The sequence below is a fragment of the Stutzerimonas frequens genome (assembly GCF_024448335.1).
GTDB classification, from domain to species: domain Bacteria; phylum Pseudomonadota; class Gammaproteobacteria; order Pseudomonadales; family Pseudomonadaceae; genus Stutzerimonas; species Stutzerimonas frequens.
Window position 1 is genome coordinate 1 of record NZ_JAMOHM010000019.1, and the last position, 22,078, is coordinate 22,078.

The 22,078-nt window shown below is 64.7% G+C and carries 21 protein-coding genes; 13 read left to right on the plus strand and 8 right to left on the minus strand.

Annotated features, from left to right (window positions below; translation table 11 throughout):
* Positions 1-65: 65 nt before the first annotated feature.
* A complete protein-coding gene (uraH, locus tag NAO55_RS19490) occupies positions 66-419 on the minus strand; it encodes a hydroxyisourate hydrolase (protein ID WP_063540025.1) in 354 nt (117 codons plus the stop codon).
* A gap of 280 nt (positions 420-699) precedes the next feature.
* On the opposite strand from uraH (NAO55_RS19490), the gene puuE reads away from it, so the two are divergent.
* The 10 genes from puuE to NAO55_RS19540 all read left to right on the plus strand — a co-directional run bounded on the left by puuE (position 700) and on the right by NAO55_RS19540 (position 11,952).
* The gene (gene puuE / locus NAO55_RS19495) at positions 700-1,629 is read left to right on the plus strand and encodes an allantoinase PuuE (RefSeq protein WP_102839807.1); all 930 of its coding nucleotides are present in this window, start codon (positions 700-702) and stop codon (positions 1,627-1,629) included.
* Positions 1,629-2,144, plus strand: coding sequence for a 2-oxo-4-hydroxy-4-carboxy-5-ureidoimidazoline decarboxylase (gene uraD, locus NAO55_RS19500; protein ID WP_063540026.1), 516 nt, complete (start codon positions 1,629-1,631; stop codon positions 2,142-2,144). The genes puuE and uraD overlap by 1 nt, the downstream gene beginning before the upstream one ends.
* 79 nt (positions 2,145-2,223) lie before the next feature.
* The gene (alc, locus tag NAO55_RS19505) at positions 2,224-3,219 is read left to right on the plus strand and encodes an allantoicase (protein ID WP_102839806.1); all 996 of its coding nucleotides are present in this window, start codon (positions 2,224-2,226) and stop codon (positions 3,217-3,219) included.
* Between the two features lie 158 nt (positions 3,220-3,377).
* Entirely contained in the window at positions 3,378-3,890 is a 513-nt protein-coding gene (locus NAO55_RS19510) for an ureidoglycolate lyase (protein ID WP_041107352.1), read from the plus strand.
* An 83-nt stretch (positions 3,891-3,973) separates the two neighbouring features.
* The gene (locus tag NAO55_RS19515; RefSeq protein ID WP_102839805.1) at positions 3,974-5,203 is read left to right on the plus strand and encodes a urate hydroxylase PuuD; all 1,230 of its coding nucleotides are present in this window, start codon (positions 3,974-3,976) and stop codon (positions 5,201-5,203) included.
* A gap of 142 nt (positions 5,204-5,345) precedes the next feature.
* Positions 5,346-6,686: a nucleobase:cation symporter-2 family protein gene (locus tag NAO55_RS19520; RefSeq protein ID WP_102839804.1), complete on the plus strand. Its 1,341-nt coding sequence runs from the start codon at positions 5,346-5,348 to the stop codon at positions 6,684-6,686.
* 125 nt (positions 6,687-6,811) lie between these two features.
* The gene (locus NAO55_RS19525; RefSeq protein ID WP_102839803.1) at positions 6,812-8,362 is read left to right on the plus strand and encodes a cation:proton antiporter domain-containing protein; all 1,551 of its coding nucleotides are present in this window, start codon (positions 6,812-6,814) and stop codon (positions 8,360-8,362) included.
* Between the two features lie 178 nt (positions 8,363-8,540).
* Positions 8,541-10,046: a uracil-xanthine permease family protein gene (locus NAO55_RS19530; RefSeq protein WP_180981626.1), complete on the plus strand. Its 1,506-nt coding sequence runs from the start codon at positions 8,541-8,543 to the stop codon at positions 10,044-10,046.
* Positions 10,047-10,131: 85 nt separating this feature from the next.
* Positions 10,132-10,959: an outer membrane protein OmpK gene (locus NAO55_RS19535; RefSeq protein WP_063540032.1), complete on the plus strand. Its 828-nt coding sequence runs from the start codon at positions 10,132-10,134 to the stop codon at positions 10,957-10,959.
* Between the two features lie 198 nt (positions 10,960-11,157).
* Complete coding sequence (locus NAO55_RS19540; RefSeq protein ID WP_102839801.1) at positions 11,158-11,952, plus strand: outer membrane protein OmpK; 795 nt, start codon at positions 11,158-11,160, stop codon at positions 11,950-11,952.
* Between the two features lie 62 nt (positions 11,953-12,014).
* Here the strand turns inward: NAO55_RS19540 and NAO55_RS19545 are convergent, their stop codons facing one another.
* Positions 12,015-13,946 (minus strand): methyl-accepting chemotaxis protein, encoded by a 1,932-nt coding sequence (locus NAO55_RS19545; RefSeq protein ID WP_102839800.1) that lies wholly within the window; start codon positions 13,944-13,946, stop codon positions 12,015-12,017.
* A 223-nt stretch (positions 13,947-14,169) separates the two neighbouring features.
* Between NAO55_RS19545 and NAO55_RS19550 the strand changes: the two genes are divergently transcribed.
* Positions 14,170-14,793, plus strand: a complete 624-nt coding sequence (locus NAO55_RS19550) for a TetR/AcrR family transcriptional regulator (protein WP_102839799.1) — start codon at positions 14,170-14,172, stop codon at positions 14,791-14,793.
* Positions 14,794-14,858: 65 nt separating this feature from the next.
* On the opposite strand, the gene NAO55_RS19555 is transcribed toward NAO55_RS19550, so the two are convergent.
* From NAO55_RS19555 to NAO55_RS19575, 5 genes are all read right to left on the minus strand, one after another.
* The gene (locus NAO55_RS19555; RefSeq protein WP_003299739.1) at positions 14,859-15,311 is read right to left on the minus strand and encodes a PA2169 family four-helix-bundle protein; all 453 of its coding nucleotides are present in this window, start codon (positions 15,309-15,311) and stop codon (positions 14,859-14,861) included.
* A gap of 140 nt (positions 15,312-15,451) precedes the next feature.
* Positions 15,452-16,720, minus strand: coding sequence for a sensor domain-containing phosphodiesterase (locus NAO55_RS19560; RefSeq protein ID WP_102839798.1), 1,269 nt, complete (start codon positions 16,718-16,720; stop codon positions 15,452-15,454).
* A 219-nt stretch (positions 16,721-16,939) separates the two neighbouring features.
* On the minus strand, positions 16,940-17,785 hold the full coding sequence (xth, locus tag NAO55_RS19565) for an exodeoxyribonuclease III (protein ID WP_102839797.1): 846 nt from the start codon (positions 17,783-17,785) through the stop codon (positions 16,940-16,942).
* Positions 17,786-17,868: 83 nt separating this feature from the next.
* Positions 17,869-19,227, minus strand: coding sequence for a heavy metal sensor histidine kinase (locus NAO55_RS19570; protein WP_102839796.1), 1,359 nt, complete (start codon positions 19,225-19,227; stop codon positions 17,869-17,871).
* Positions 19,224-19,898, minus strand: a complete 675-nt coding sequence (locus NAO55_RS19575; RefSeq protein ID WP_102839795.1) for a heavy metal response regulator transcription factor — start codon at positions 19,896-19,898, stop codon at positions 19,224-19,226. Before NAO55_RS19575 ends, NAO55_RS19570 begins: the two co-directional genes overlap by 4 nt.
* Before the next feature lie 143 nt (positions 19,899-20,041).
* On the opposite strand from NAO55_RS19575, the gene NAO55_RS19580 reads away from it, so the two are divergent.
* Both NAO55_RS19580 and uraH (NAO55_RS19585) read left to right on the plus strand, forming a co-directional pair.
* Positions 20,042-20,545, plus strand: coding sequence for a GlcG/HbpS family heme-binding protein (locus NAO55_RS19580; RefSeq protein WP_102839794.1), 504 nt, complete (start codon positions 20,042-20,044; stop codon positions 20,543-20,545).
* Positions 20,546-20,556: 11 nt separating this feature from the next.
* Positions 20,557-20,967 carry a hydroxyisourate hydrolase gene (gene uraH / locus NAO55_RS19585; protein WP_013983704.1) on the plus strand — a complete coding sequence of 137 codons (411 nt, stop codon included), beginning with the start codon at positions 20,557-20,559 and terminating at the stop codon, positions 20,965-20,967.
* Positions 20,968-20,972: 5 nt separating this feature from the next.
* Here uraH (NAO55_RS19585) and NAO55_RS19590 read toward each other — a convergent pair whose 3' ends face one another.
* On the minus strand, positions 20,973-21,881 hold the full coding sequence (locus tag NAO55_RS19590) for a LysR family transcriptional regulator (protein WP_013983705.1): 909 nt from the start codon (positions 21,879-21,881) through the stop codon (positions 20,973-20,975).
* Positions 21,882-22,078 lie beyond the last annotated feature (197 nt).

Sequence of the window (22,078 nt, forward strand, 5' to 3'; positions counted from 1 at the left end):
AAAAACCCCGCCATTACGGCGGGTAAAAGGGACTCCATAAGAGTCAGCACTGAACGAGAACCGCCTCAGCTACCCCGATAGGTCGAATAGCTGTACGGCGAAATCAGCAACGGCACGTGGTAGTGATCCTGCGCGGCATCGATGCCGAACCGTAGCACCACCTCGTCGAGAAATGCCGGCGTCCCCAGCTGCACACCGCGACCGCGGTAGTAGTCGCCGGCGTGGAAATGCAGCTGATAGACCCCGGACCGGTAGTCCGCGCCTTCCAGCAACGGGCTGTCGCAGCGGCCATCAGCGTTGGTTTCACGCGTGGCGACCAGGGTCAGGCCCTGATCCTCGACGCGATGCAGTTCCACCTTGATACCGCTACCCGGACAACCGTGGGCGGCATCGAGTACGTGTGTGGTCAAACGGCCCACGGGCACCTCCGCTCTGTTGAATGGAAACTGACCCGAGCATAGCCAGCACGACCGACACACTCAAGACAATTTGAATATATTTTTGTACACAATTTAAGGATCCGCTGTTGGCCCGCTCTCTGCAGGCACCGCCTGTCGGCGCGAACCTTAGCCGAGCCGTTGGCGGCAGGGTTGAGCAGAAGGCATTCGGAAAAAAGCTATTTACAAGCCATTAACCAATTTGTATACAATCTGGCCATCCGGTCGTTACATCACGACCCGCCATACAGGAAGCAGCCCAGTGAGCGCCGACTACCCACGCGACCTTATCGGTTACGCCAGCAACCCGCCCCACCCGCAGTGGCCGGGCGAGGCCCGTATCGCCCTGTCCTTCGTGCTGAACTACGAGGAAGGCGGCGAGCGCTGCGTACTGCATGGCGACAAGGAATCCGAAGCCTTTCTCTCCGAGATGGTCGCCGCGCAGCCGCTGCAGGGCGTGCGCCACATGAGCATGGAATCGCTCTACGAATACGGCAGCCGCGCCGGCGTCTGGCGTCTGCTCAAGCTGTTCAAGCAGCACGAGATTCCGCTAACGATCTTTGCCGTGGCCATGGCCGCGCAGCGCCACCCCGAGGTCATCAAGGCGATGGTTGCCGACGGCCACGAGATCTGCAGCCACGGTTATCGCTGGATCGACTACCAGTACATGGACGAGGCCCGGGAGCGCGAGCACATGCTCGAGGCCATCCGCATCCTCACCGAGCTGACCGGCGAGCGCCCGCTGGGCTGGTACACCGGCCGCACCAGCCCCAACACCCGGCGCCTGGTGCGCGAGGAAGGCGGCTTCCTCTACGACTCCGACACCTATGACGACGACCTGCCCTACTGGGACCCGGACTCGGCGCCGGTCAAGCCGCACCTGGTGATCCCCTACACGCTGGACACCAACGACATGCGCTTCACCCAGGTGCAGGGCTTCAACACCGGCGACGATTTCTACAGCTACCTGAAGGACGCCTTCGACGTGCTCTATGCCGAGGGCTGCGAAGGCGCGCCAAAGATGCTCTCGATCGGCATGCACTGCCGGCTGCTCGGCCGCCCGGCGCGCATGGCCGCGCTGGCCCGTTTCATCGACTACGTGAAGGGTCATGAAAAGGTCTGGTTCGCCCGCCGCGTCGACATCGCCCGCCACTGGCACGCCACCCACCCCATGACCGCGGAGCGCAGCTGATGACCCCGTTCAAGACGATCAAGCCCTCGACCCTCGACCGCGACGCCTTCGTCGCCGCCTTCGCCGATGTCTACGAGCATTCGCCCTGGGTCGCCGAGACGGTCTATGGCGCCGGCGTCGACGAGACGCTGGACTATGTCGAGGTGATGCACACCCGCCTGTCCCAGGCGATGCTCGCCGCCGACCACGACACCCAGCTGAAGCTGGTCAACGCCCACCCGGATCTCGCCGGCAAGGCCGCCATCCGCGGCGAGCTGACCGCATCGAGCACCTCCGAGCAGGCCGGTGCCGGCATCCATGAATGCACACCAGAAGAGTTCGCCCGCTTCACCGAACTCAACGACGCCTACAAGGCGAAATTCGGCTTCCCCTTCATCATGGCGGTCAAGGGCAGCAACCGGCACCAGATCCTCGCCGCGTTCGAAGAGCGCATCCACAACAGCCCCGAGCAGGAGTTCGCCCGGGCGCTGGCGGAAATCAACAAGATCGCCCTGTTCCGCCTGCAGGCCATGTAGCCGGAACGGGAAAACAGGCAACACCGCAACACAGGCAATAAAGGCAGAAACCGCTCCACTCATTTCAAGGCAGATCGCGATGAAAGCTTACGCCGTACCCTTCGAGAAATACGTCAACCTGGCCGACGCCCGCCTGGGCACCCGCGCCATTTCCGTCACTGACGACTGGTTCGCCGACGTCAACCGGCTGTTCCAGCCGACGCCGGCCGTATGGAAGGAGGGCGTGTTCGATGACAACGGCAAATGGATGGACGGCTGGGAGTCGCGCCGCAAGCGCTTCGAAGGCTACGACCATGCCGTGATCCGCCTCGGCGTGCCCGGCTGGATCAAGGGCGTGGACATCGACACCAGCCACTTCACCGGCAACTACCCGCCGTCAGCCTCGCTGGAAGCCTGCTTCGTCGCCGAAGGCGACCCGAGCGACGACACCGTCTGGACCGAAGTCCTGCCGGCCGTCGAGCTCCAGGGCAACAGCCACCACTACCACGAGATCGCCTTCGACAAGCCGGTCAGCCACCTGCGCTTCAATATCTACCCGGACGGTGGCGTCGCCCGTCTGCGCGTGCACGGCATTCCGTACCGCGACTGGAGCAGCGTCGGCGACAACGAGCAGATCGACCTCGCCGCCGCCCTCAACGGCGGCCGCGCGCTGGCCTGCTCCGACGAGCACTTCGGGCGCATGAGCAACATCCTCAACCCCAACCGTGGCGAGAACATGGGCGACGGCTGGGAAACCGCGCGCCGCCGCACGCCAGGCAACGACTGGGTGATCGTTGCCCTCGGCCACCCGGGCGAGATCGAGCGCATCGTCGTCGATACCCTGCACTTCAAGGGCAACTACCCGGACAGCTGCACCATCCAGGCGGCCTACGTGAAGGGCGGCACCGACAGCCAGATCGAGACCCAGAGCCTGTTCTGGCGTGAACTGCTGCCGAGCCAGAAGCTCTCCATGCACGCCGAGCACGAGTTCGTCGAGCAGATCGCCAAGCTCGGCCCGGTGACCCACGTGCGCCTGAATATCTTCCCAGACGGCGGCGTCAGCCGGCTGCGCTTGTTCGGCAAAGTGGCGAAGTAAGGTGGCGATAGGCGGCATGGTGGACTGAAGCGGAACACCGCCCGCCCCCTACTGAGCTCGCCCTAGGCCCCGACCGTAGGGTGGGCTTCAGCCCACCGGATAAACCAGGCTCGCAAGCATGCGGGGCTACAAAGCAGAATTTTGATAACGAGAATGCCATGCGCACCCTGACCATCGAGCCACTGACCAAGGAAGCCTTCGCCCCCTTCGGCGACGTCATCGAGACCGAAGGCAGCGAGTTTTTCATGATCAACAACGGCTCGACCCGCCGCTATCACAAGCTGGCCACGGTCGAGACGGCCGAACCCGAGGACAGGGCGATCATCAGCATCTTCAGTGCCCAAGCGCTGGAAATGCCGCTGGTCATCCGCATGCTGGAACGTCATCCGCTGGGCAGCCAGGCCTTCGTGCCGCTGCTCGGGCACCCCTTTCTGGTCGTGGTCGCGCCACTTGGCGATGCACCTGTACCGGGCCACGTCCGCGCCTTCCGCAGCAACGGCAGGCAGGGCGTCAATTACCACCGCGGCGTCTGGCACCACCCGGTGCTGACGATCGAAAAGCGGGATGAATTCCTGGTGGTCGATCGCAGCGGTTCTGGCAACAACTGCGACGAGTACTTCTTCACGGAGGATCAGCAACTCCTCCTCGACCCCCAACAGGTTTCGCGCTGAGCCCAACCGCGCGCGGTGACTCGGACCGATACCCATAAGAAGAAAGGACGGCAGCTGCAGCCGCCGTACAAGAGGTAATCAACGTGGACGCACATCTGACCGAATGGCTGAACCTGGGAATTCGCTGGATACACATGATCGTCGGCATCGCCTGGATCGGTGCCTCCTTCTATTTCGTCTGGCTGGAGAACAACCTCAACCGCAGCAACCCGCGCGAAGGGCTGTCGGGTGATCTCTGGGCCATCCACGGTGGCGGCATCTACCACCTGGAGAAATACAAGCTCGCCCCACCGCAGATGCCGGAGAACCTGCACTGGTTCAAGTGGGAGGCCTACACCACCTGGCTGTCGGGCGTGGCCCTGCTGCTGGTGGTCTACTACCTCAACCCCGGCCTGTACCTGATCGCACCGGGCAGCGACCTAGCGCCCGCCACCGCCGTGGCGATCGGCTTCGGCTCGCTGATCGTCGGCTGGTTCGTCTACGACCTGCTGTGCGATTCGCCACTGGGCAAGACTCCCGCGCTGCTCGGCCTGGTGCTGTTCGTGCTGGTGATAGCCGCCTGCTGGGGCTATTCGCAGGTCTTCAGCGGTCGCGCGGCCTACATCCACACCGGCGCGCTGATCGGTACCATCATGGTCGGCAACGTGTTCCGCATCATCATGCCGGCCCAGCGCGCACTGGTCACCGCCATCGAGCAAAACCGCACGCCCGATCCGGTACTGCCGGCCAAGGGCCTGCTGCGCTCGCGGCACAACAACTACTTCACCCTGCCGGTGCTGTTCATCATGATCAGCAACCACTTCCCGAGCACCTATGGCAGCCAGTACAACTGGCTGATCCTCGCCGCCCTCGGTGCGTTGTCGGTACTGGCCCGTCACTACTTCAACACCCGTCACGACAGTAACCGCTTCGCCTGGGCCTTGCCGGCCGCCGCGGTGGGGATGATCTGCCTGGCCTTCGTCACCTCGCCGAACCGCCCGAGCAGTGCGCCGAACCTGGCCGCCACCACGCCCGAGCAGGCCAGCGCCGCCGCCCAGGCACATGCCGACGCGCCGCGCTTCAGCCAGATCAATGAAGTGATCGAGCAGCGCTGTACCGTCTGCCACTCGGCCAATCCGAGCAGCCCGATGTTCTCCAGCGCACCGGCCGGGGTGATGTTCGATACACCCGAGCAGATCCGCCAGCAGGCCGCGAAGATCCATGCGCAGAGCGTCGCCAGCCAGATCATGCCGCTCGGCAACATCACCCAGATGACCCAGGACGAGCGTGACCTGCTCGGCGCCTGGATCGCCAAGGGCGCACCGACCAACTGAGCCCACCCCAGCCGCACGCCTGGCGTGCGGCTTTTTTTTGCAATGACGTTTCACGGCCGGGCGAGTCCCGGTGCAGGCCATACCGGCCCCCGTGCAGGGGCTGTCGCGACAATCAATAACAAACGCGCCCGAGGTATCTTGCATGAACGACCTGAACGCCCGCCCCGCCGGGGCGAATCGGCTGCCCTGGCTGCAGCAATTGCTGGTGAGCCTGCAGCATGTGCTGCTGATGTACGGCGGTGCCGTCGCCGTACCGCTGATCGTCGGCCAGCCGGCCGGGCTGTCCCGCGATGAAATCGCCTTTCTGATCAATGCCGACCTGCTGGTCGCCGGCATCGCCACGCTGGTGCAGTCGCTGGGCATCGGGCCGATGGGCATTCGCATGCCGGTGATGATGGGCGCCAGTTTCGCCGCGGTGAGCAGCATGGTGGTGATGGCCGGCATGCCAGGGGTCGGCATGACCGGCATCTTCGGCGCGACCATCGCCGCCGGCGCCTTCGGCCTGCTGATCGCGCCCTTCGTCTGCCGCATCGTGCGCTTCTTCCCACCACTGGTGACCGGCACCGTGATCACCGCCATCGGCCTGTCGCTGTTTCCGGTAGCGGTGAACTGGGCCGGTGGTGGCAGCACCACCAGCCAGTTCGGCGCGGTGCACTATCTCGGCATCGCCGCCGCGGTGCTGGCCACCATTCTGCTGGTCAACCGCTTCCTGCGCGGCTTCTGGGTCAACGTTTCGGTGCTGATCGGCATGGGGCTGGGTTACGCCCTGGCCGGCGCGCTGGGCATGGTGGACCTTTCCGGCATGGCGGCAGCGCCGGCAGTGCAGGTGGTGACGCCCAACCACTTCGGCACGCCGACCTTCTCGCTGGCACCGATCCTCTCGATGTGCCTGGTGGTGGTGATCATCTTCGTCGAGTCGGCGGGCATGTTTCTCGCCCTCGGACGGATCACCGGCGAAACGGTCGACCCCAAGCGCCTGCGCCGCGGGCTTCTGTGCGATGCAGGCGCGACCTTTCTGGCCGGCTTCATGAATACCTTCACCCATTCCTCCTTCGCGCAGAACATCGGCCTGGTGCAGATGACCGGCGTACGCAGCCGCCACGTCACAGCCATCGCCGGGCTGATCCTGATCGCCCTGAGCCTGCTGCCCAAGGCGGCCTTCCTGGTCGCCTCGATCCCGGCCGCGGTGCTCGGCGGCGCGGGCCTGGCGATGTTCGGCATGGTTGCGGCCACCGGCATCAAGATCCTGCAGGAAGCGGACATCGCCGATCGCCGCAACCAGCTCCTGGTGGCGGTGAGCATCGGCCTGGGCATGATTCCGGTGGTGCGTCCCGAATTCTTCGCCCAACTGCCGCACTGGCTGGAGCCGATCACCCACAGCGGCATCGCCCTGGCGACGCTGAGCGCAGTGACCTTGAACCTGATGTTCAACGTGCTCGGCGGCCCCGAGCGCGAAGCGCTGACCGGCGCCGCCCACGCCTGAGCCCACAGCTGGCGACCCGGCGCGGGTCGCCGCCTGCTATTCGCCACCCCGGTCAGCTGCCTGCCTCGACAAGAGGCTGCATCCCGTTACAATGCCGCGCCCCTCCCCCGCGCCGGATGCCGACCGTGATAGAAGCCAGCTGGATCGCCTTCGCCTTCGCCCTCGGGCTGCTTGCCCGCTTCATCGGCTTGCCGCCATTGATCGGCTATCTGGGCGCCGGCTTCGCCCTCGCGGCAGCGGGCGATTACGTGGGTGTGACCCGAGACGACAGCATCATCCTCGACCATCTGGCGCATCTGGGCGTGCTGCTGTTGCTGTTCACCGTCGGGCTCAAGCTCAAGCTCGGCAACCTAGTGCGCCGCGAAGTGATTGGCGGCAGTCTGCTGCACTTCTTCATCTCCAGCGTGCTGGTGCTGCCGGCCATCATGCTGATCCTCGACAGCGACTGGCACGAAGCGATGCTGCTGGCCATCGCCCTGTCGTTCTCCAGTACCGTGCTGGCCGCCAAGGTGCTGGAAAGCAAGCGCGAGCTGCGCGCCTTCCATGGTCGTGTCGCGATCGGCGTGCTGATCATCCAGGACCTCATCGCCCTGGTGGTGATGAGCCTCGCCGCCGGCAAGCTGCCTTCCGCCTGGGCGCTGCTGGTGTTCCTGTTGCCGCTGCTGCGACCGCTGCTGTTCCGCCTGCTCGATCACAGCGGCCACGAGGAGCTGATGGTGCTGCTCGGCCTGATGCTGGCACTGGTCGCCGGTGGGCTCGGCTTCGAGTACGTGGGCCTGAGTTCCGAGCTCGGCGCCCTCGCCTTCGGCGCCATGCTGGCCAAGCACAAGCGCGCCAGCGAACTGTCCAACTCGCTGTGGGCAATCAAGGAAGTGTTCCTCGTGGGTTTCTTCCTCAAGATCGGCATCGGCGGGCTGCCGGATGCCGACGCCCTCTGGTTCGCTTTCGCCATGGCCTTGCTGCTGCCACTCAAGGCTGTGCTGTTCTTCGGCCTGTTCATCGCCTTTCGCCTGCGTGCGCGCAGCGCCTTCCTCAGCGCTGCCAGCCTGACCAACTACAGCGAGTTCGGTCTGATCGTGGCCAGCGTGGTCCTGCCGCAATGGCTGACGCCACTGGCGATCACCGTGGCGCTGTCGTTCATCATCTCGGCGCAGATCAACCGCGTTGCCCACCCGCTGTACGAGCGCCTGGCACCGCGACTGATCCGCTGCGAGCGCAACATTCGCCACCCGGACGAGCAACCGGTGTCGTTGGGTGATGCGCAGATCCTGATCATGGGCATGGGCCGCACCGGCCGCGCCGCCTACGACCACCTGAACGCCAAGGGTTATCGGCTGGTCAGCCTCGACTCCGACCCGGTCATGGTGGAAAAGAACACCGCCGAGGGCCGGCACATCCTCTTCGCCGATGCCGAGGACCAGATGTTCTGGCAGAGCCTGGAGATGAACCAGGTCGAGGCCGTGGTCCTGGCGATGAACGACCCCGAGGCCAAGATCATCTCCACCCGCAAACTGCGCGAAAGCGGCTTTGGCGGGCTGATCGTCTCCCATGCCATGTACGAAGACATCGCTCAGCGCATTCAGGAAGCCGGTGCGGACCGCACCTACCTGACCATGAGCGAGGCCGGCGCCGGCCTCGCCGAAAACGTGGCGCGGGAGCTGCAACCAGACCGATGAGACGGGTGCGACCACCCGTCATCTTGTACACAATGCACAAATTTATTGTTCCAACGCTTGTCCACAGATTGCTATAGTCAGGTCATCCCGACGCCAGCCCTACAGCCGTCGCCGCGGAGAGAGGTGCCGTGACCCTCGAAAGCCCATGACCGTACAACAACAAATGGCAGGCTTGACCATGACCGCAACCGATACGAGCAGCGGTAGCGCTGCACCCCAGCAGGATCTCATCTACGGGCTGGACGATCGCCCGGCTCCCCTCCCGGCACTCTTCGCGGCGCTGCAGCACGTTCTGGCGAGCTTCGTCGGCGTCATCACCCCCACGCTCATCGTCGGCAGTGCCCTGGGCCTGGGTGCCTACGTGCCCTATCTGGTCAGCATGGCGCTGTTCGTCTCCGGCCTCGGCACCTTCGTCCAGGCCAAACGCATCGGCCCGATCGGCTCCGGCCTGCTCTGCCTGCAGGGCACCAGCTTCGGTTTTCTCAGCGCGATTCTCAGCGCCGGCTTCATCGTCAAGGCGCGCGGCGGCTCGCCGGAGGAAATCCTCGCCACGCTGTTCGGCGTGAGCTTTTGCGCAGCCTTCGTCGAAATCGCCTTCAGCCAGTGCATCAACAAGCTGCGCCGGGTGATCACACCGGTAGTGACCGGCACCATCATCTGTCTGATGGGCCTGTCGCTGATCAAGGTGGCGATGACCGACATCGCCGGCGGCTACGGCGCGCCCGACCTCGGCGCCTTGCCGAACCTGGCGCTGGCGGGTCTGGTGATCGGCATCATCGTGCTGCTCAACCGCTTCCCCTGGCCGGTGCTGCGGCTGTCCGCGGTGATCGTCGCGCTCTCCGTCGGTTACGCCGTGGCGCTGGCGATGGGCAAGGTCGATCTGTCTGGCCTCGCCGAGCTGCCGCTGGTGAGCGTGCCGCAGCCATTCCGCTTCGGCTTCGCCTTCGACTGGATGGCCTTCATCCCGATTGCCGTGATCTTCCTCATCACACCACTGGAGACCGCCGGCGATCTCACCGCCAACTCGATGATCTCCCGCCAGCCGGTGCGCGGCCCGCTGTACATGCGCCGCATCAAGTCCGGCATTCTCGCCGACGGCTGCGCCTCGGCCACCGCGGCGGTGTTCAACAGCCTGCCGATGACCACCTTCAGTCAGAACAACGGCGTGATCCAGCTGACCGGCGTGGCCAGCCGTCACGTGGGCTTCTACATCGCCGGGCTGCTGATCCTGCTGGGCCTGTTCCCGGTGGTGGGCGGCGTGCTGCAGGCGATGCCCAAACCGGTGCTCGGCGGCGCCACGCTGATCATGTTCGGCACCGTGGCCATCGCCGGCATCAAGATCCTCGCCGAAGCCGGCCTGCATCGGCGCAACATGCTGATCGTGTCCATCTCTCTCGGCCTGGGCCTCGGCGTGGCCGGCGTGCCGGAAGTGCTGAGCGCGATGCCCGACGTGCTGAAGAACATTTTCGGCTCGCCGATCACCATCGGTGCCTTCAGCGCCATCCTGCTCAATCTGTTCCTGCCCCGCGAGCCGAGCGAAGCGGATGTCTTCGACCCGGAAGAGCTGATCGAGGATGCCGTGGGCACCAACACCCTGTCGGTGAACATTCCCGATTACCGGGAGCACGACGGCCACCGGCGCGACGCCATGCCGCAACCGGCAGGCGTCGATTTCAAAGGCTGATCACGCCACTTCGTTACAAACCGTACGACCGGAGCAGTGCCGGTCGCGCGGCCCTGCCTATAACAAGAACACAAGGGAATATCCCATGCGACTGAAGACTGCTCCCTGCTGCCTGGCGCTCACCGGCGCCCTGTTGGCGACCCCTGCCCTCGCCGCCGACCTCATGCATTGGCAGAACAACAGCCTGACCTATCTGTACGGCAAGAACTTCGCCGTCGACTCGGGCGAGGACGGCCGCGAGGCCTCGATCCAGCAGACCATCACCTTCGAACACGCCAGCGGCTGGAACTGGGGCGACATGTTCCTGTTCGTCGACCACAAGTGGTTCAACGGCCACTCGGGCAAGGACGGCCGCACCTACTACGGCGAGTTCAGCCCGCGCCTTTCACTGAGCAAACTCAGCGGCACGGACCTGTCGTTCGGGCCGGTGAAGGACGTGCTGATCTCGGCCACCTACGAGCGTGGCGAAAGCCTGGCCAACGGCACACCGAACCAGAACTACCTGCTCGGCCCGGCCGTCGATCTCAGCGTGCCCGGCTTCGACCGTTTCGCCATCAACACCTACTACCGCAAGCCCGACGGCGCCACCGGCAAGCCGAGTGGCCAATGGCAGATCACCCCGACCTGGGCCATGACCATCCCGCTGGGCAAGTCCGACGTCCTGTTCGACGGCTATATCGACTGGGTGGTGAACGACGCCGGCTCCAAGGCACGCGGCAACTACCTGGCGAAGAACTTCCACCTCAATCCGCAGGTGAAGTACGACCTCGGCAAGGCCTTGGACCACGGGGCCGGCAGGCTCTATGTGGGCATCGAATACGACTACTGGAGCAACAAGTACGGCATCGAAGACAGCCGCGTCTTCAACACCGACAACAACGTGGTCAACTTCATCGTCAAGGCGCACTTCTGAACACGGAGCGCCGGGTATCCTCGGCGCACTCCGCGAGCCGTCAGGTCACATCGCTACGGCAATCGGCGTACTGCGACACCATGTCCGCGTCAATGCGGCTAATTCAGCCGCGAGCCGGTGTGTTATGCGCTTCTCGCCACGACGGCATTGGACGACAATGACAACAAAAAGCCACCATCGAACCCTAGGAGCGCCACCATGCACCTGAAAACTCTCCCTCTCGCCGCCGCAGTCGCCGGCAGCCTGCTGTCCGCCCCGGCAATGGCCGAAGGACTGCTCTACTGGCACAGCAACAGCCTGACCTACCTGTACGGCAAGGATTACAAGATCGATTCGCCGATCCAGCAGACCGTCACCTTCGAGCACGCCAACGGCTGGAAATACGGCGATACCTTCTTCTTCGTCGACTCGATCCACTACAACGGCAAGGGCAACGACAACGGCCGCGACGACAGCACCTTCTACGGCGAATTCTCGCCGCGCCTGTCGTTCGGCAAGATCCTTCAGCAGGACCTGAGCTTCGGCCCGATCAAGGACGTGCTGGTCGCCATGACCTACGAGTTCGGCGAAGGCGATGTGGAGACCTACATGATCGGGCCGGGCTTCGACTTGGCCGTCCCCGGCTTCGACTACTTCTCCGTCAACATCTATCACCGCGACACCGATGGTGACCGCGTGGGCGATGGCGTCTGGCAGATCACCCCGGTGTGGGGCTACACACTGCCGGTGGGCAATTCCGACATCCTGATCGACGGCTTCATCGACTGGGTGGTGGACAACGACCGCAACTCCCGTGGCGAGGAATACCACGCCAACTTCCACTTCAACCCGCAGATTAAGTACGACCTGGGCAAGGCGCTGAACTGGGGCGAGAAGCAACTGTACGTCGGTATCGAGTACGACTACTGGACCGACAAGTACGGCATTGAGGACAGCTCGGCGTTCACTACCGACCAGAACACCTTCAGCGCCATCGTCAAAGCGCACTTCTAAAAGGTCGGGCAGAAAAAAGGGGCGCCGAGAGGCGCCCCTTTTCATTTCGGCGGCTCCGTCGTCTACAGGCGGAAGCTGCCCATCTGCCGGCCGAGGTCCTCGGCCAGCTTCGACAGCGTCTGGCAGTCGGCCCGGCAACCCTGCACGTCCTGCGCGGTTGCCTGGGCCAGATCGGCGATGCCCTGCACGTTGTGGGTGATCTCCTCGGTGACGCTGCTCTGCTCCTCGGTCGCGGCGGCGACCTGGGTGTTCATGTCGCTGATGGCTTCCACCTGGGCAGTGATCGCCTGCAGGGACTGGCCGGTGCGCTGGCTGGCCTGAACACCGGTACCCGTTGCGGCCTGGCCGGCGTGCATCGCGCTGACGGCGGTTTCGGCGCCGTTCTTCAGCCGTCCGATCATCTGCTGGATCTCGTCGGTCGAGGCCTGGGTGCGGCTGGCCAGGGTGCGCACCTCATCGGCGACCACGGCGAAGCCACGGCCCATGTCGCCGGCGCGGGCCGCCTCGATGGCGGCGTTGAGGGCCAGCAGATTGGTCTGTTCGGAAATGCTGCGGATCACCGCCAGCACCTGATCGATGGAGGCCACCTGCTGGGCCAGTTCGGTCACAGAGCCCGCGGCCTGGCCGATCTCGCCGGACATCCGCTCGATATGCCCGATCGACTCGCCCACCACCTGACGCGCCTCCAGCGCCTCGCTGCGCGCGCCCTGGGAGGCCTGCGCCGCATTGCTGGCGTTGCGTGCGATCTCCTGCACGGTGAGCCCCATTTCGTGCACCGCAGTGGCCACCATGTCGGTCATCTCGTGCTGCCGCCCGGCACGCACCGCGGTGTCGTCCACCACCCGTGCCACCTGGCCGACCGCGCTGCGCAGCTGTTCGCTGGTCTTGAGCACATCGCCGATAAGGCTGCGCAGGCTGCCGATGAACCGATTGAAGCCACGCGCCAGGTCGCCGAGCTCGTCGGCACGGCTTTCGTCCAGACGGCGGGTGAGATCGCCACCGCCACCACCGATCTCCACCAGCGCCGCCGTGACCTGGCGAATCGGCCGCACAAGCCCGCGCGCCAGCAGGACGATCACGCCGAGAAAGAACAGGCCGATAGCCGAACCGATCAGGCTGGTCGTCCAGAGCGTACGACGCGCCTCGGCAAAGATTTCCGCCTCGGGCACCTCGGCGATCAGCGTCCAGCCGAGCCCATCCAGCGGTTGCGCCATGGCCAGGAACGTTTCACCATCACGTTCGAAACGCACCACCTGTCCCGCCTGGGTTTCCAGTTGCCGCGCGGCCTGCGCGCCGGCCAGCTCCGCCAGTGCAGCACGGCCGTTGTGCTCGCTGCGCGGGTGGATCTTCACCTGGCCATCGCTGCCGACCAGATAGACCTCGCCGCGCTCGCCGAAGCGGAAGTCGGCGATCAGTGCGGACATGGCGCTCAGGCTGTAACCCAGCCCGGCCACGCCAAGCACTCGTCCGCCAGCGCTGATGCGCTGATTGATGAACAGGGTCGGCTGGCCGGTGGCCTTGTCGACGTCCAGCTCCAGCCGGCGCTCGAGGCTGCCGTCCACCAGGCTGTAGAACCAGCCGTCGGCCTCCGCCGAGCGTGACAGGGTCCGGCTCAGCCCGGCGTCGGAGTAATAGTGGCCGCTGTCGAGTACGGCGATCGAGGTGGTCAGCGCGTTCTGCTGGGCTTTTACGCCATTGAGGTAGCGGCCGATGGCCTCGGCCTGCCGCGAATCCTCGCCCTGGATCAGCCAGTCGTGAACCAGCGTGTTGCCGGCGATACCGGCGGTGGCGGTGATGGGCGCCGCCAGGGTGCGCTCGATATCGTTGCGGATGGCGTTGATATTGGCCGGCAACGCTTCACCGAGCAGGTAGCGCTCGGCGAGGCGCTCGACAGCCGAGGCATACACCAGGATGACGATCAGCAGGCTCGCCAGCAGCGCCGCGCCCATGCTGAGGATCAATTGCCACTGAATGCTGCGCTTGAAGAACTGCATGGAAGGCCCTCGCGTTATTACTGGACACATCAAAGCGCCACTACTGTACACAATTTATGATGCACGCAAGGCCATTTAGCGGCATGGCCGTCGGGAACTTGATGGCGTTTAGCCTTGGCTCGGGCTGAACCGACGGATGGCGGCTCGGTTGAGGCCGCAAAGAAGCGAGTGCTAGCATGCCGAACCGCCGCCAGGCCGGGCGGCGCCAGCCAAACAGGTCCGCATGTCCAGCATTCGAGAGCGCAACCGAGACGTGATCCTGCGAGCCGCCAGCGAGGAATTCGCGGAAAAGGGCTTCGCCGCCACCAAGACCAGCGACATAGCCGCCCGCGCCGGGCTGCCGAAGCCCAACGTCTACTACTATTTCAAGTCCAAGGAAAACCTCTATCGCGAGGTGCTGGAGAGCATCGTCGAACCGCTGCTCGAAGCCTCGGCACCGTTCAATCAGCCCGGGCTTCCGGCCGAGGTGCTGCGCGCCTACATCCGCACCAAGATCCGCATCTCCCGCGATCACGCCTATGCCTCCAAGGTGTTCGCCAGCGAGATCATGCATGGCGCCCCGCACCTGTCACCGGAGCGCACCGCCCAGCTCAACGCCCAGGCCGCCCACAACATCGCCTGCATTCAGGGCTGGATCGACCAGGGTCTGATGGCCCCCATCGACCCCAGCCACTTGCTCTTCAGCATCTGGGCCGCGACCCAGACCTATGCCGACTTCGACTGGCAGATCAGCACCGTCACCGGCAAGAACCGCCTCGACGAGGCCGACTACGATGCGGCGGCCGACACCATCATTCGCCTGGTGCTCAAGGGTTGCGAAATCGCCGAACCGGTTCAGGCCGACTGACCGGCGGAAACGAAAAACGCCAGCATGCGCTGGCGTTTTTCAAACCCTGACCGGCTAGCGAAACATCAGCTCCGGGCGCGGGCCGCGTCGCGTAAAGCCTTTACCTGATCATGGTTGCGTTGCACGCCCTGGTATTGGCGCTCGACCACGACCCGCACTTCGGCTGGCAGGTCTTTTTCCAGCGCCTTGCGGTAGCTCTTCACCGCGACATCCTCACCACGCTCACACTCGTTGAGGATGGCCTCGTCGTCCTTGCCGGTGATCATCGACTTGAGGTCGACCCAGCGGCGGTGCATGTCGGCCGCGACACTGGTGCTGGTTTCCGGATCGCCGCCCATGGAGCGGACCAATTGCTGCAGCTCGGCGGCAGCCGTGGCGCAGTCGCGAGAACGCTGATTCATGGTGCTCTTGAGCTGAGGATCGCGTAGGTCTTCAGCGCATTCGAGGAAGCCCTTTTCGCCATCCTTGCTGGTTTCAATCAGGTCGTTGAGCACTGAAATCGTGTCTTTCGTATCCATCTTGTACCTCCTGGCGAGTCGACTCGAAAAGGGCCGCATCGCTGCCGCCCGCGTTATTTAAAGTCGACTGTCCGCGCACCACAAAGGTTCAGCGAAACCGCCCGAAGGCACTCTCTTGGCTCATCGCTCGGCGGCGCCGGCTATGCCTGACGGCTCATGGCGAGCCGGGGATGCAACGGCAGCGGCCGTCCGAGCAGGTAACCCTGGGCCTTGCTCACTTCCAGCCGTCGCAGCATGGTCAGCTCCTCCTGAGTTTCCACCCCTTCGGCGACGACCTTGCAGCCGGTTTCCTCGGCGAAGCGGATCAAGGCGGCAGCCAGCGCGCGGCAACCGGTGTCGCTGTCGACATTGCGGATCAGGCTGCTGTCGAGCTTGATCACGTCCGGCTTGAGTTTGAGGATGTGGCGGAAACTCGCGTAGCCGGCGCCGGCATCGTCCACCGCCAACTGCAACCCTTTACTTCGCAGCGGTTCGAGCGCACCGGCCAGCTGCGAGTAGTCCTGTACCGATGCATGTTCGGTCACCTCGAGCGTCAGCCGCGCCAAAGGTTGATCGGCGAGCACCGTGTTCAGTGCGCCGGAGAGGATGGTCCCTGGCGAAACATTGAGCGACAGGTAGCTGTCTGCCGGCAACTGCTCGAAGTCGTGCAGGGCCGCCTCGATCAGGGCGACCTCCAGCTCCTGCTGCAAACCGACCAGCCCGGCCTCGGCGAACCACTTGTCCGGCGTTCGCTGCGGCTGCGCGCTGAATCGAGCCAGCGCCTCGTGGCCAACGATGCGGTTTTCCACCAGGTGCACAATGGGTTGATACACCACGGAATAGGCCTTTTGCTCAAGCACCGAGCGAATGCGCGTGAGTGTCTCGGCATAGCGCATCTCGTTGAGCGCATGGCGTTCCAGCAGTCTGCCGGCAAAGTCGGCAAACAGCCGCAGCGTCTTCAGATCTCGCTCGTCGAGGCTCTTGTCCGGCGTGGTGCTGAAGCAACAGAAGGTGCCGTAGAGCCGGCCATCGCTGAAACGCAGCGGAACGCTGAGGTGCGCGCCGACCGGCCAGGCCTTGGTCGCCGGCATGGCCTGCGCCTCCGGCAAAGACGCCGCGTCCTGAATCAGCTCAGGCAGGCGTCCGTCGAGCACACGCTGACAGTAGCTTTCATCCAGAGGGTCACCGGCTCCGACTTCAAGCTGCAGGGGCACGAAGTTGCCGTCCAGGTAGCGAAATATCCGGCTTTCACCGCGAAACTCACTGATGAAGGCCACATCCATTCCCAAATGCGTGCGCACCGCATGCAGGGTTTCCACCAGCATCTCGCTCAATGAAAGATTGGCGTTCTCCAGGCGACGCAGAATAGAGAGCGGATCATCAACCACCCCGAATCGATCAATCTGATCCTGCTGTATGTCATCAGACATGGAGTCCCTCCCCCGTACTGGTTGCCATTGCCGCCGTATGAGTGCCGTCGACTACGAGCCTCCGGAGCCCGCGATGTCGATTGCGGAGCAGTTGTTCGGATACTAGTCGTACCCGTCGATCCGCCGATGTCTCAGCGACGATTGGCACAAGGCTTTGATAAAACCGGCCACGCCACCCACTGCTGCCTCGCTCGCCCCCCCCCTGCGCAACGCCTGCATCTAGCGGCTCGCCTCGGTCTTGCCGTGCTTGCCCGACTTTGCCGGCTTGGCTGCCCCGCTCGCGTCACCTTTGAGGGTTATCCAGGTCGGCGCGTGGTCACTGGCATGTTCCTGCCCGCGCACCCAGCGATCCACGCCGGCGTCCTGCAGCCGCGGCGCGAGGTCCGGGCTGAGCAGCAGATGGTCGATGCGCAGCCCGGAGTTCTTCTGCCAGTGCTGTCGAAAGTAGTCCCAGAAGGTGTAGATGCGCTCGTCCGGGTGTCTGGCGCGCAACGCGTCGGTCCAGCCCTGCGCCAGCAGGCGATCGAAACATTCGCGGCTTTCCGGCTGCAGAAGCGCGTCCTTCAGCCAGGAGCGCGGGTTGTAGATATCCTCGTCGGTCGGCACCACGTTGTAGTCGCCGGCCAGCACCACCGGATGCCCGCTGGCGAGCAAGCCTGCGGCGTGCTCGATCAGCCGCTCGAACCAGCTCAGCTTGTAGTCGAACTTCGGCCCCGGCTGCGGGTTGCCGTTGGGCAGATAGAGGCTGGCGACGATCACCCCGTGCACCGCGGCCTCCAGATAGCGGCTGTGGCTGTCGTCCGGGTCGCCGGGCAGGCCGCGGCGGATCTCCAGCGGCTCGCTGTCACGGGCAAGAATGGCCACGCCGTTCCATGACTTTTGCCCATGCCAGATGGCGCCGTAGCCGGCACCGCGGATGTCATCGATGGGGAAGTCGGCATCCTGCGCCTTGAGCTCCTGCAGGCAGACCACGTCGGGCTGCTCGCGCTCGAGCCATTCGAGCAGATTGCCCCGGCGTGCACGGATGCCATTGATGTTGTAGGTAGCAATTTTCAGACTAGCCACACGCGCGTCTCTCACAGGCGGTTATATCCACCTTAGCTGTGACAGCGCAGTGAGGCCTCCCGATCCGGTGCCAATGATCGGAATCAGACCGGCGTTTCGGCGAAACGCAGGGTGAATTCGGTCATCTCCGTGTCGCTATGCACAACCACCTCGCCGCCGTGCAGCTGCATGATCGACCGCACGATGGCCAACCCCAGGCCGCCGGAATCGCCCGGCTCGGCGCGTGACGGATCGCAGCGGTAAAAGCGATCAAACAGCCGCGGCAGGTGCTCGGCTGCAATCGGCGGCCCCAGATTGATCACGCTGACCAACCGCCAGCCGTCCTCTGAGCCGCTGACGATGCGCACCGGGCTGTCACTGGCGCCGTAGCGCAGCGCGTTGGCCAGCAAGTTCGCCAGCGCCCGGCGAATCAGTTCGGGGTCGCCGCATAGCTCACCTTCGGTCTCGTCGAGCAGCTGGATGCCGCGGTCTTCGGCAACGCCTTCGAAGTAGTCGCACAGTTGCCCGACCAGTGCCGGCAGTGCAAAGCGCTGCCGCTCGATGGCCGCCGCCGGCTGCTCGGCACGCGCGAGAAACAGCATGTTCTCGATCATCCGCGCCAGGCGCTCGTACTCCTCCTGATTGGAGGCCAGCAGTGCCTCGTACTCCTCGACCGATCGTGCGCGGTGCAACAACTGCTGGGTCTGCCCCATAAGGTTGGCCAGCGGCGTGCGCATCTCGTGGGCCAGGTCTTCGCTGAAGCGCGACAGCCGGGCGAAACCCTGTTCCAGCCGGCCCAACATCTGGTTCAGCGCCGCGCGTAGCGGTTCCAGCTCGCTCGGCACGGTCGAGTCGTCGAGGCGCAGGTGCAGATGCTGCACGTCGATCGCCAGGGCCTGACGCGTCAGCTGGCGCACCGGGCGTAGCGCGCGCCGGCTGATCAACCAGCCGAGCACGGACCCCAGCAGCGCACCGAGGCTCAGCGCCCACCACAGCTTCGCACGGTAGGCCGCGAGCATCTGTTCGCGCTCGGCGAGCATGCGCCCGGCCACCAGCGTCAGCCCCGCCTCGCCCGGCAGCCGCCGCCAGGCCAGCCGCGCTCCATCAGTATCGGCCAGCGCCGCTGCGTCGCTGGCCGGCAACGTCGGAATGGGCAGCCGCGCCGGGTTGATCTCGATCAGCGCGCGCCTCTGGGCATCCAGCAGCCAGAGCAGGCTGTCGCGGTTGCCCAGCATGTTCTCGTAGAGCTGCGGCCGCTGACGCAGCGCGTCGATGCTGGCACTGTCCTCCAGCAGGGCCTGCATGCGCTCCAGCCGGCCGAGCAGCGCCTGGTCGTCGCGCCAGACGATCTCGCGTTCCAGCGAGCGGTACAGGTAGAGGCCGATGGTGCCGAGCAGCACCACCGCGACGAGGGCGAAGGCCAGCGCCAGGCGCAGGCTGAGCGAGCGTGGCAACAGACTCATGCCGAGATGTCCAGCACGTAGCCCATGCCGCGCACGGTGTGGATGAGCTTGAGCGGGTACGGATCGTCGACCTTGGCGCGCAGCCGGCGGATCGCCACGTCGACCACATTGGTGTCGCTGTCGAAGTTCATCTGCCAGACCTGCGAAGCGATCTGTGCGCGGGACAGCACCTCGCCCTGACGGCTGAGCAAGAGGTGCAGCAAGGCGAACTCCTTGTTGGTCAGGTTGATGCGCTCGCCCTGACGGGTGACGCGGCGGCGCAGCAGGTCCAACTCCAGGTCGGCGACGTGGAAACGTTCGACCTCGCGCGGCGGGCCGCGACGCAGCAGGGTGCGCACCCGTGCCAGCAGCTCGGCATAGGAAAACGGCTTGACCAGATAGTCGTCGGCGCCCAGTTCCAGCCCGCGCACCCGGTCTTCCACCGCATCGCGGGCGGTGAGGAACAGCACCGGCGTATGCGCCGAGCGCTGGCGCACCACCTGCACCAGCTGCCAGCCATCGAGCCCGGGCAGCATGACATCGAGGATCACCAGATCGAAGGTTTCCTCCTCGATCAGGTGTTTGCCGTCGACGCCGTTGCGCGCGACCTCCACCCGGTAGCCGGACTCCTCCAACCCTCGCTTGAGGTAGTCGGCCGTCTTGGCCTCGTCCTCCACCACCAGAATTCGCATCGGATCACCTCATTGATGGCGCATAGGTTATGGGGCCAACGACTTGGCAGCCATTACAAAAGCGTAATGCGCTGGCAACGGTTCTGACGGACAGGCATCGGCACCATGCGTCCCGAAGCCACGTCACCCAAGGAACAACCGATATGCGTATCGCCGCCACACTGTCACTGCTGGCCCTGGCAGTGCTTACCCCGGCCCTAAGCGCCAACGCCGCCACGCCGACACCGATCACCCAGCAGAACGTCTCGCTGGCGCTGGCCGACGGCCTGATCCAGCAGACCCTGGATGCCTGCCATGCGCAAAACCGCACCGCGGTGGTCGCCGTGGTCGATCGCGGCGGCAACCTGGTTGCCCTGCGCCGCGACGACAACGTCGGTCCGCACAACACCCTGGCCGCGCAGCGCAAGGCCTACACCGCGCTGTCGAGCAAGACGCCGACCCGCCTGTTCGCCGAACGCGCCGCCAGCACGCCGGATGCCGCCAACCTCAACACCCTGGACGAACTGCTGCTGCTCGGCGGTGGCGTGCCGCTGAAGGTCGGCGACGAGGTGATCGGTTCCATCGGCGTGGCCGGTGCCGGCGGTGCCAAGAACGACGAGGCCTGCGCCGTGGCCGCCATCGAAAAACTGCTGCCCTCCTCCCACTGAAGGAAAACACCATGAAAGCACTACGTTCAATCGCCGCCGGCTTGATGCTCAGTGGCCTGTCCGGTCTCACCCTCGCAGCTGGCAACCCGCTCAGCGTGCACGTGCTGAACCTGGAAAACGGTCTGCCCTCGCCGGATGTGCGCGTCACCCTGGAACAACGTCAGGGTGACACCTGGAAATCACTCAACAGCGGCGAGACCAACGCGCAGGGTCGGATCACGGCGCTCTACCCGGAAGGCAAGGCGCTGGAAAAAGGCACCTATCGCGTCACCTTCAAGACCGGCGACTGGTTCGCCACGCAGAAGGCCAGCACCTTTTTCCCCGAAGTTCCGGTGATCTTCGAAGCCGATGGCAGCGTCGAGCACTACCACATCCCGCTGCTGCTGAGCCCCTACGGCTTCTCTACCTACCGCGGCAACTGAGTCGCTCAGCGCACTTCCCAGTAGCCCGGTGCGTTGTAGATGTCCTTCAGGTAGTCGATGAAGAAACGCACCTTGGCCGGCAGGTAGCGCTGCTGCGGGTAGACGGCCTGGATGTCGTAGGCCGGCAATGCGTACTCGTCGAGTACCGTGACCAGCTCGCCGCGCTTGAGCTCGGCCTGGATCTCCCAGGTCGAGCGCCAGCCGATGCCCAGGCCCTGCTTGACCCAGTCGAACAGCAGCTCACCGTCATTGCAGTCCAGATTGCCGGCCACGCGGATGGCCACCTGCCGGCCGTCACGCAGAAAGGTCCAGCCGCGCTGCTGACCACCCTGCAGGTTGAAGGCCAGGCAGTTGTGCTCGGTCAGTTCCTCCAGCGTCGTCGGCGTACCGTGGCGGGCGAAGTACTCCGGCGAGCCACAGACCACCCGCCTGTTCGGGAACAGCCGCACCGCCACATAGTTGGGGTCGGTCACCTCGCCGATGCGAATGCCCATGTCGTAACCGTGGCGCACCAGGTCGACCACGCTGTCGGTGAAGTTGAACGACAGTTGCAGGTCCGGGTAGCGCGCCTGGAACGCCGGTGCGTGCGGACCGATATGCCGCCGCCCGAATGCCGCCGGCGCCGACACCACCAGGTGGCCGCGTACCGAGGTGCGGTCGTGGCTGATGCTGGCGTCCACCTCGTCGAAGTCCTTGAGCAGCCCGCGGGCGCGCTCCAGATACTGCTCGCCCAGATCCGTCAGCGACAGGCCGCGGGTGGAGCGGTGCATCAGCTTGACGCCCAGATGCCGCTCCAGCGCATCCAGCCGCCGCCCCATCACCACCGGGGTGACGTTCTCCTTGTGCGCGGCGGCGGCGAAGCTGCCGCAGTCGGCCACCAGCACGAAGCTGCGCAGGGTCGTATAGCGATCCATTCGATACTCCTGTTATCGACAGAACTGAAGTCTCGGCCAATTCCGCCACAGAATCCAGGACGGCATGCTTGGGCCACGTATAAAAACTATCGAATAAAAATACAGCCACGATCTAGCGAGCTAGCGACCTGCAAGGCAAAAGCTGGCGAGGAAGCGGAGTTTGCTGGTGCAAATGAGCATTCCGAGCCTGGTTTTAA

Excerpts from the sequence above, each read along its gene's own strand:
- NAO55_RS19535 (WP_063540032.1), top strand. The coding sequence starts at position 10,132 with ATGCGACTGAAGACTGCTCCCTGCTGCCTGGCGCTCACCGGCGCCCTG.
- NAO55_RS19555 (WP_003299739.1), bottom strand. The coding sequence starts at position 15,311 with ATGGATACGAAAGACACGATTTCAGTGCTCAACGACCTGATTGAAACC.
- NAO55_RS19545 (WP_102839800.1), bottom strand. The coding sequence starts at position 13,946 with ATGCAGTTCTTCAAGCGCAGCATTCAGTGGCAATTGATCCTCAGCATG.
- NAO55_RS19540 (WP_102839801.1), top strand. The coding sequence starts at position 11,158 with ATGCACCTGAAAACTCTCCCTCTCGCCGCCGCAGTCGCCGGCAGCCTG.
- NAO55_RS19550 (WP_102839799.1), top strand. The coding sequence starts at position 14,170 with ATGTCCAGCATTCGAGAGCGCAACCGAGACGTGATCCTGCGAGCCGCC.
- NAO55_RS19580 (WP_102839794.1), top strand. The coding sequence starts at position 20,042 with ATGCGTATCGCCGCCACACTGTCACTGCTGGCCCTGGCAGTGCTTACC.
- alc (WP_102839806.1), top strand. The coding sequence starts at position 2,224 with ATGAAAGCTTACGCCGTACCCTTCGAGAAATACGTCAACCTGGCCGAC.
- NAO55_RS19575 (WP_102839795.1), bottom strand. The coding sequence starts at position 19,898 with ATGCGAATTCTGGTGGTGGAGGACGAGGCCAAGACGGCCGACTACCTC.
- NAO55_RS19590 (WP_013983705.1), bottom strand. The coding sequence starts at position 21,881 with ATGGATCGCTATACGACCCTGCGCAGCTTCGTGCTGGTGGCCGACTGC.
- NAO55_RS19570 (WP_102839796.1), bottom strand. The coding sequence starts at position 19,227 with ATGAGTCTGTTGCCACGCTCGCTCAGCCTGCGCCTGGCGCTGGCCTTC.
- NAO55_RS19530 (WP_180981626.1), top strand. The coding sequence starts at position 8,541 with ATGACCGCAACCGATACGAGCAGCGGTAGCGCTGCACCCCAGCAGGAT.
- uraD (WP_063540026.1), top strand. The coding sequence starts at position 1,629 with ATGACCCCGTTCAAGACGATCAAGCCCTCGACCCTCGACCGCGACGCC.
- uraH (WP_013983704.1), top strand. The coding sequence starts at position 20,557 with ATGAAAGCACTACGTTCAATCGCCGCCGGCTTGATGCTCAGTGGCCTG.
- NAO55_RS19520 (WP_102839804.1), top strand. The coding sequence starts at position 5,346 with ATGAACGACCTGAACGCCCGCCCCGCCGGGGCGAATCGGCTGCCCTGG.
- NAO55_RS19510 (WP_041107352.1), top strand. The coding sequence starts at position 3,378 with ATGCGCACCCTGACCATCGAGCCACTGACCAAGGAAGCCTTCGCCCCC.
- NAO55_RS19560 (WP_102839798.1), bottom strand. The coding sequence starts at position 16,720 with ATGTCTGATGACATACAGCAGGATCAGATTGATCGATTCGGGGTGGTT.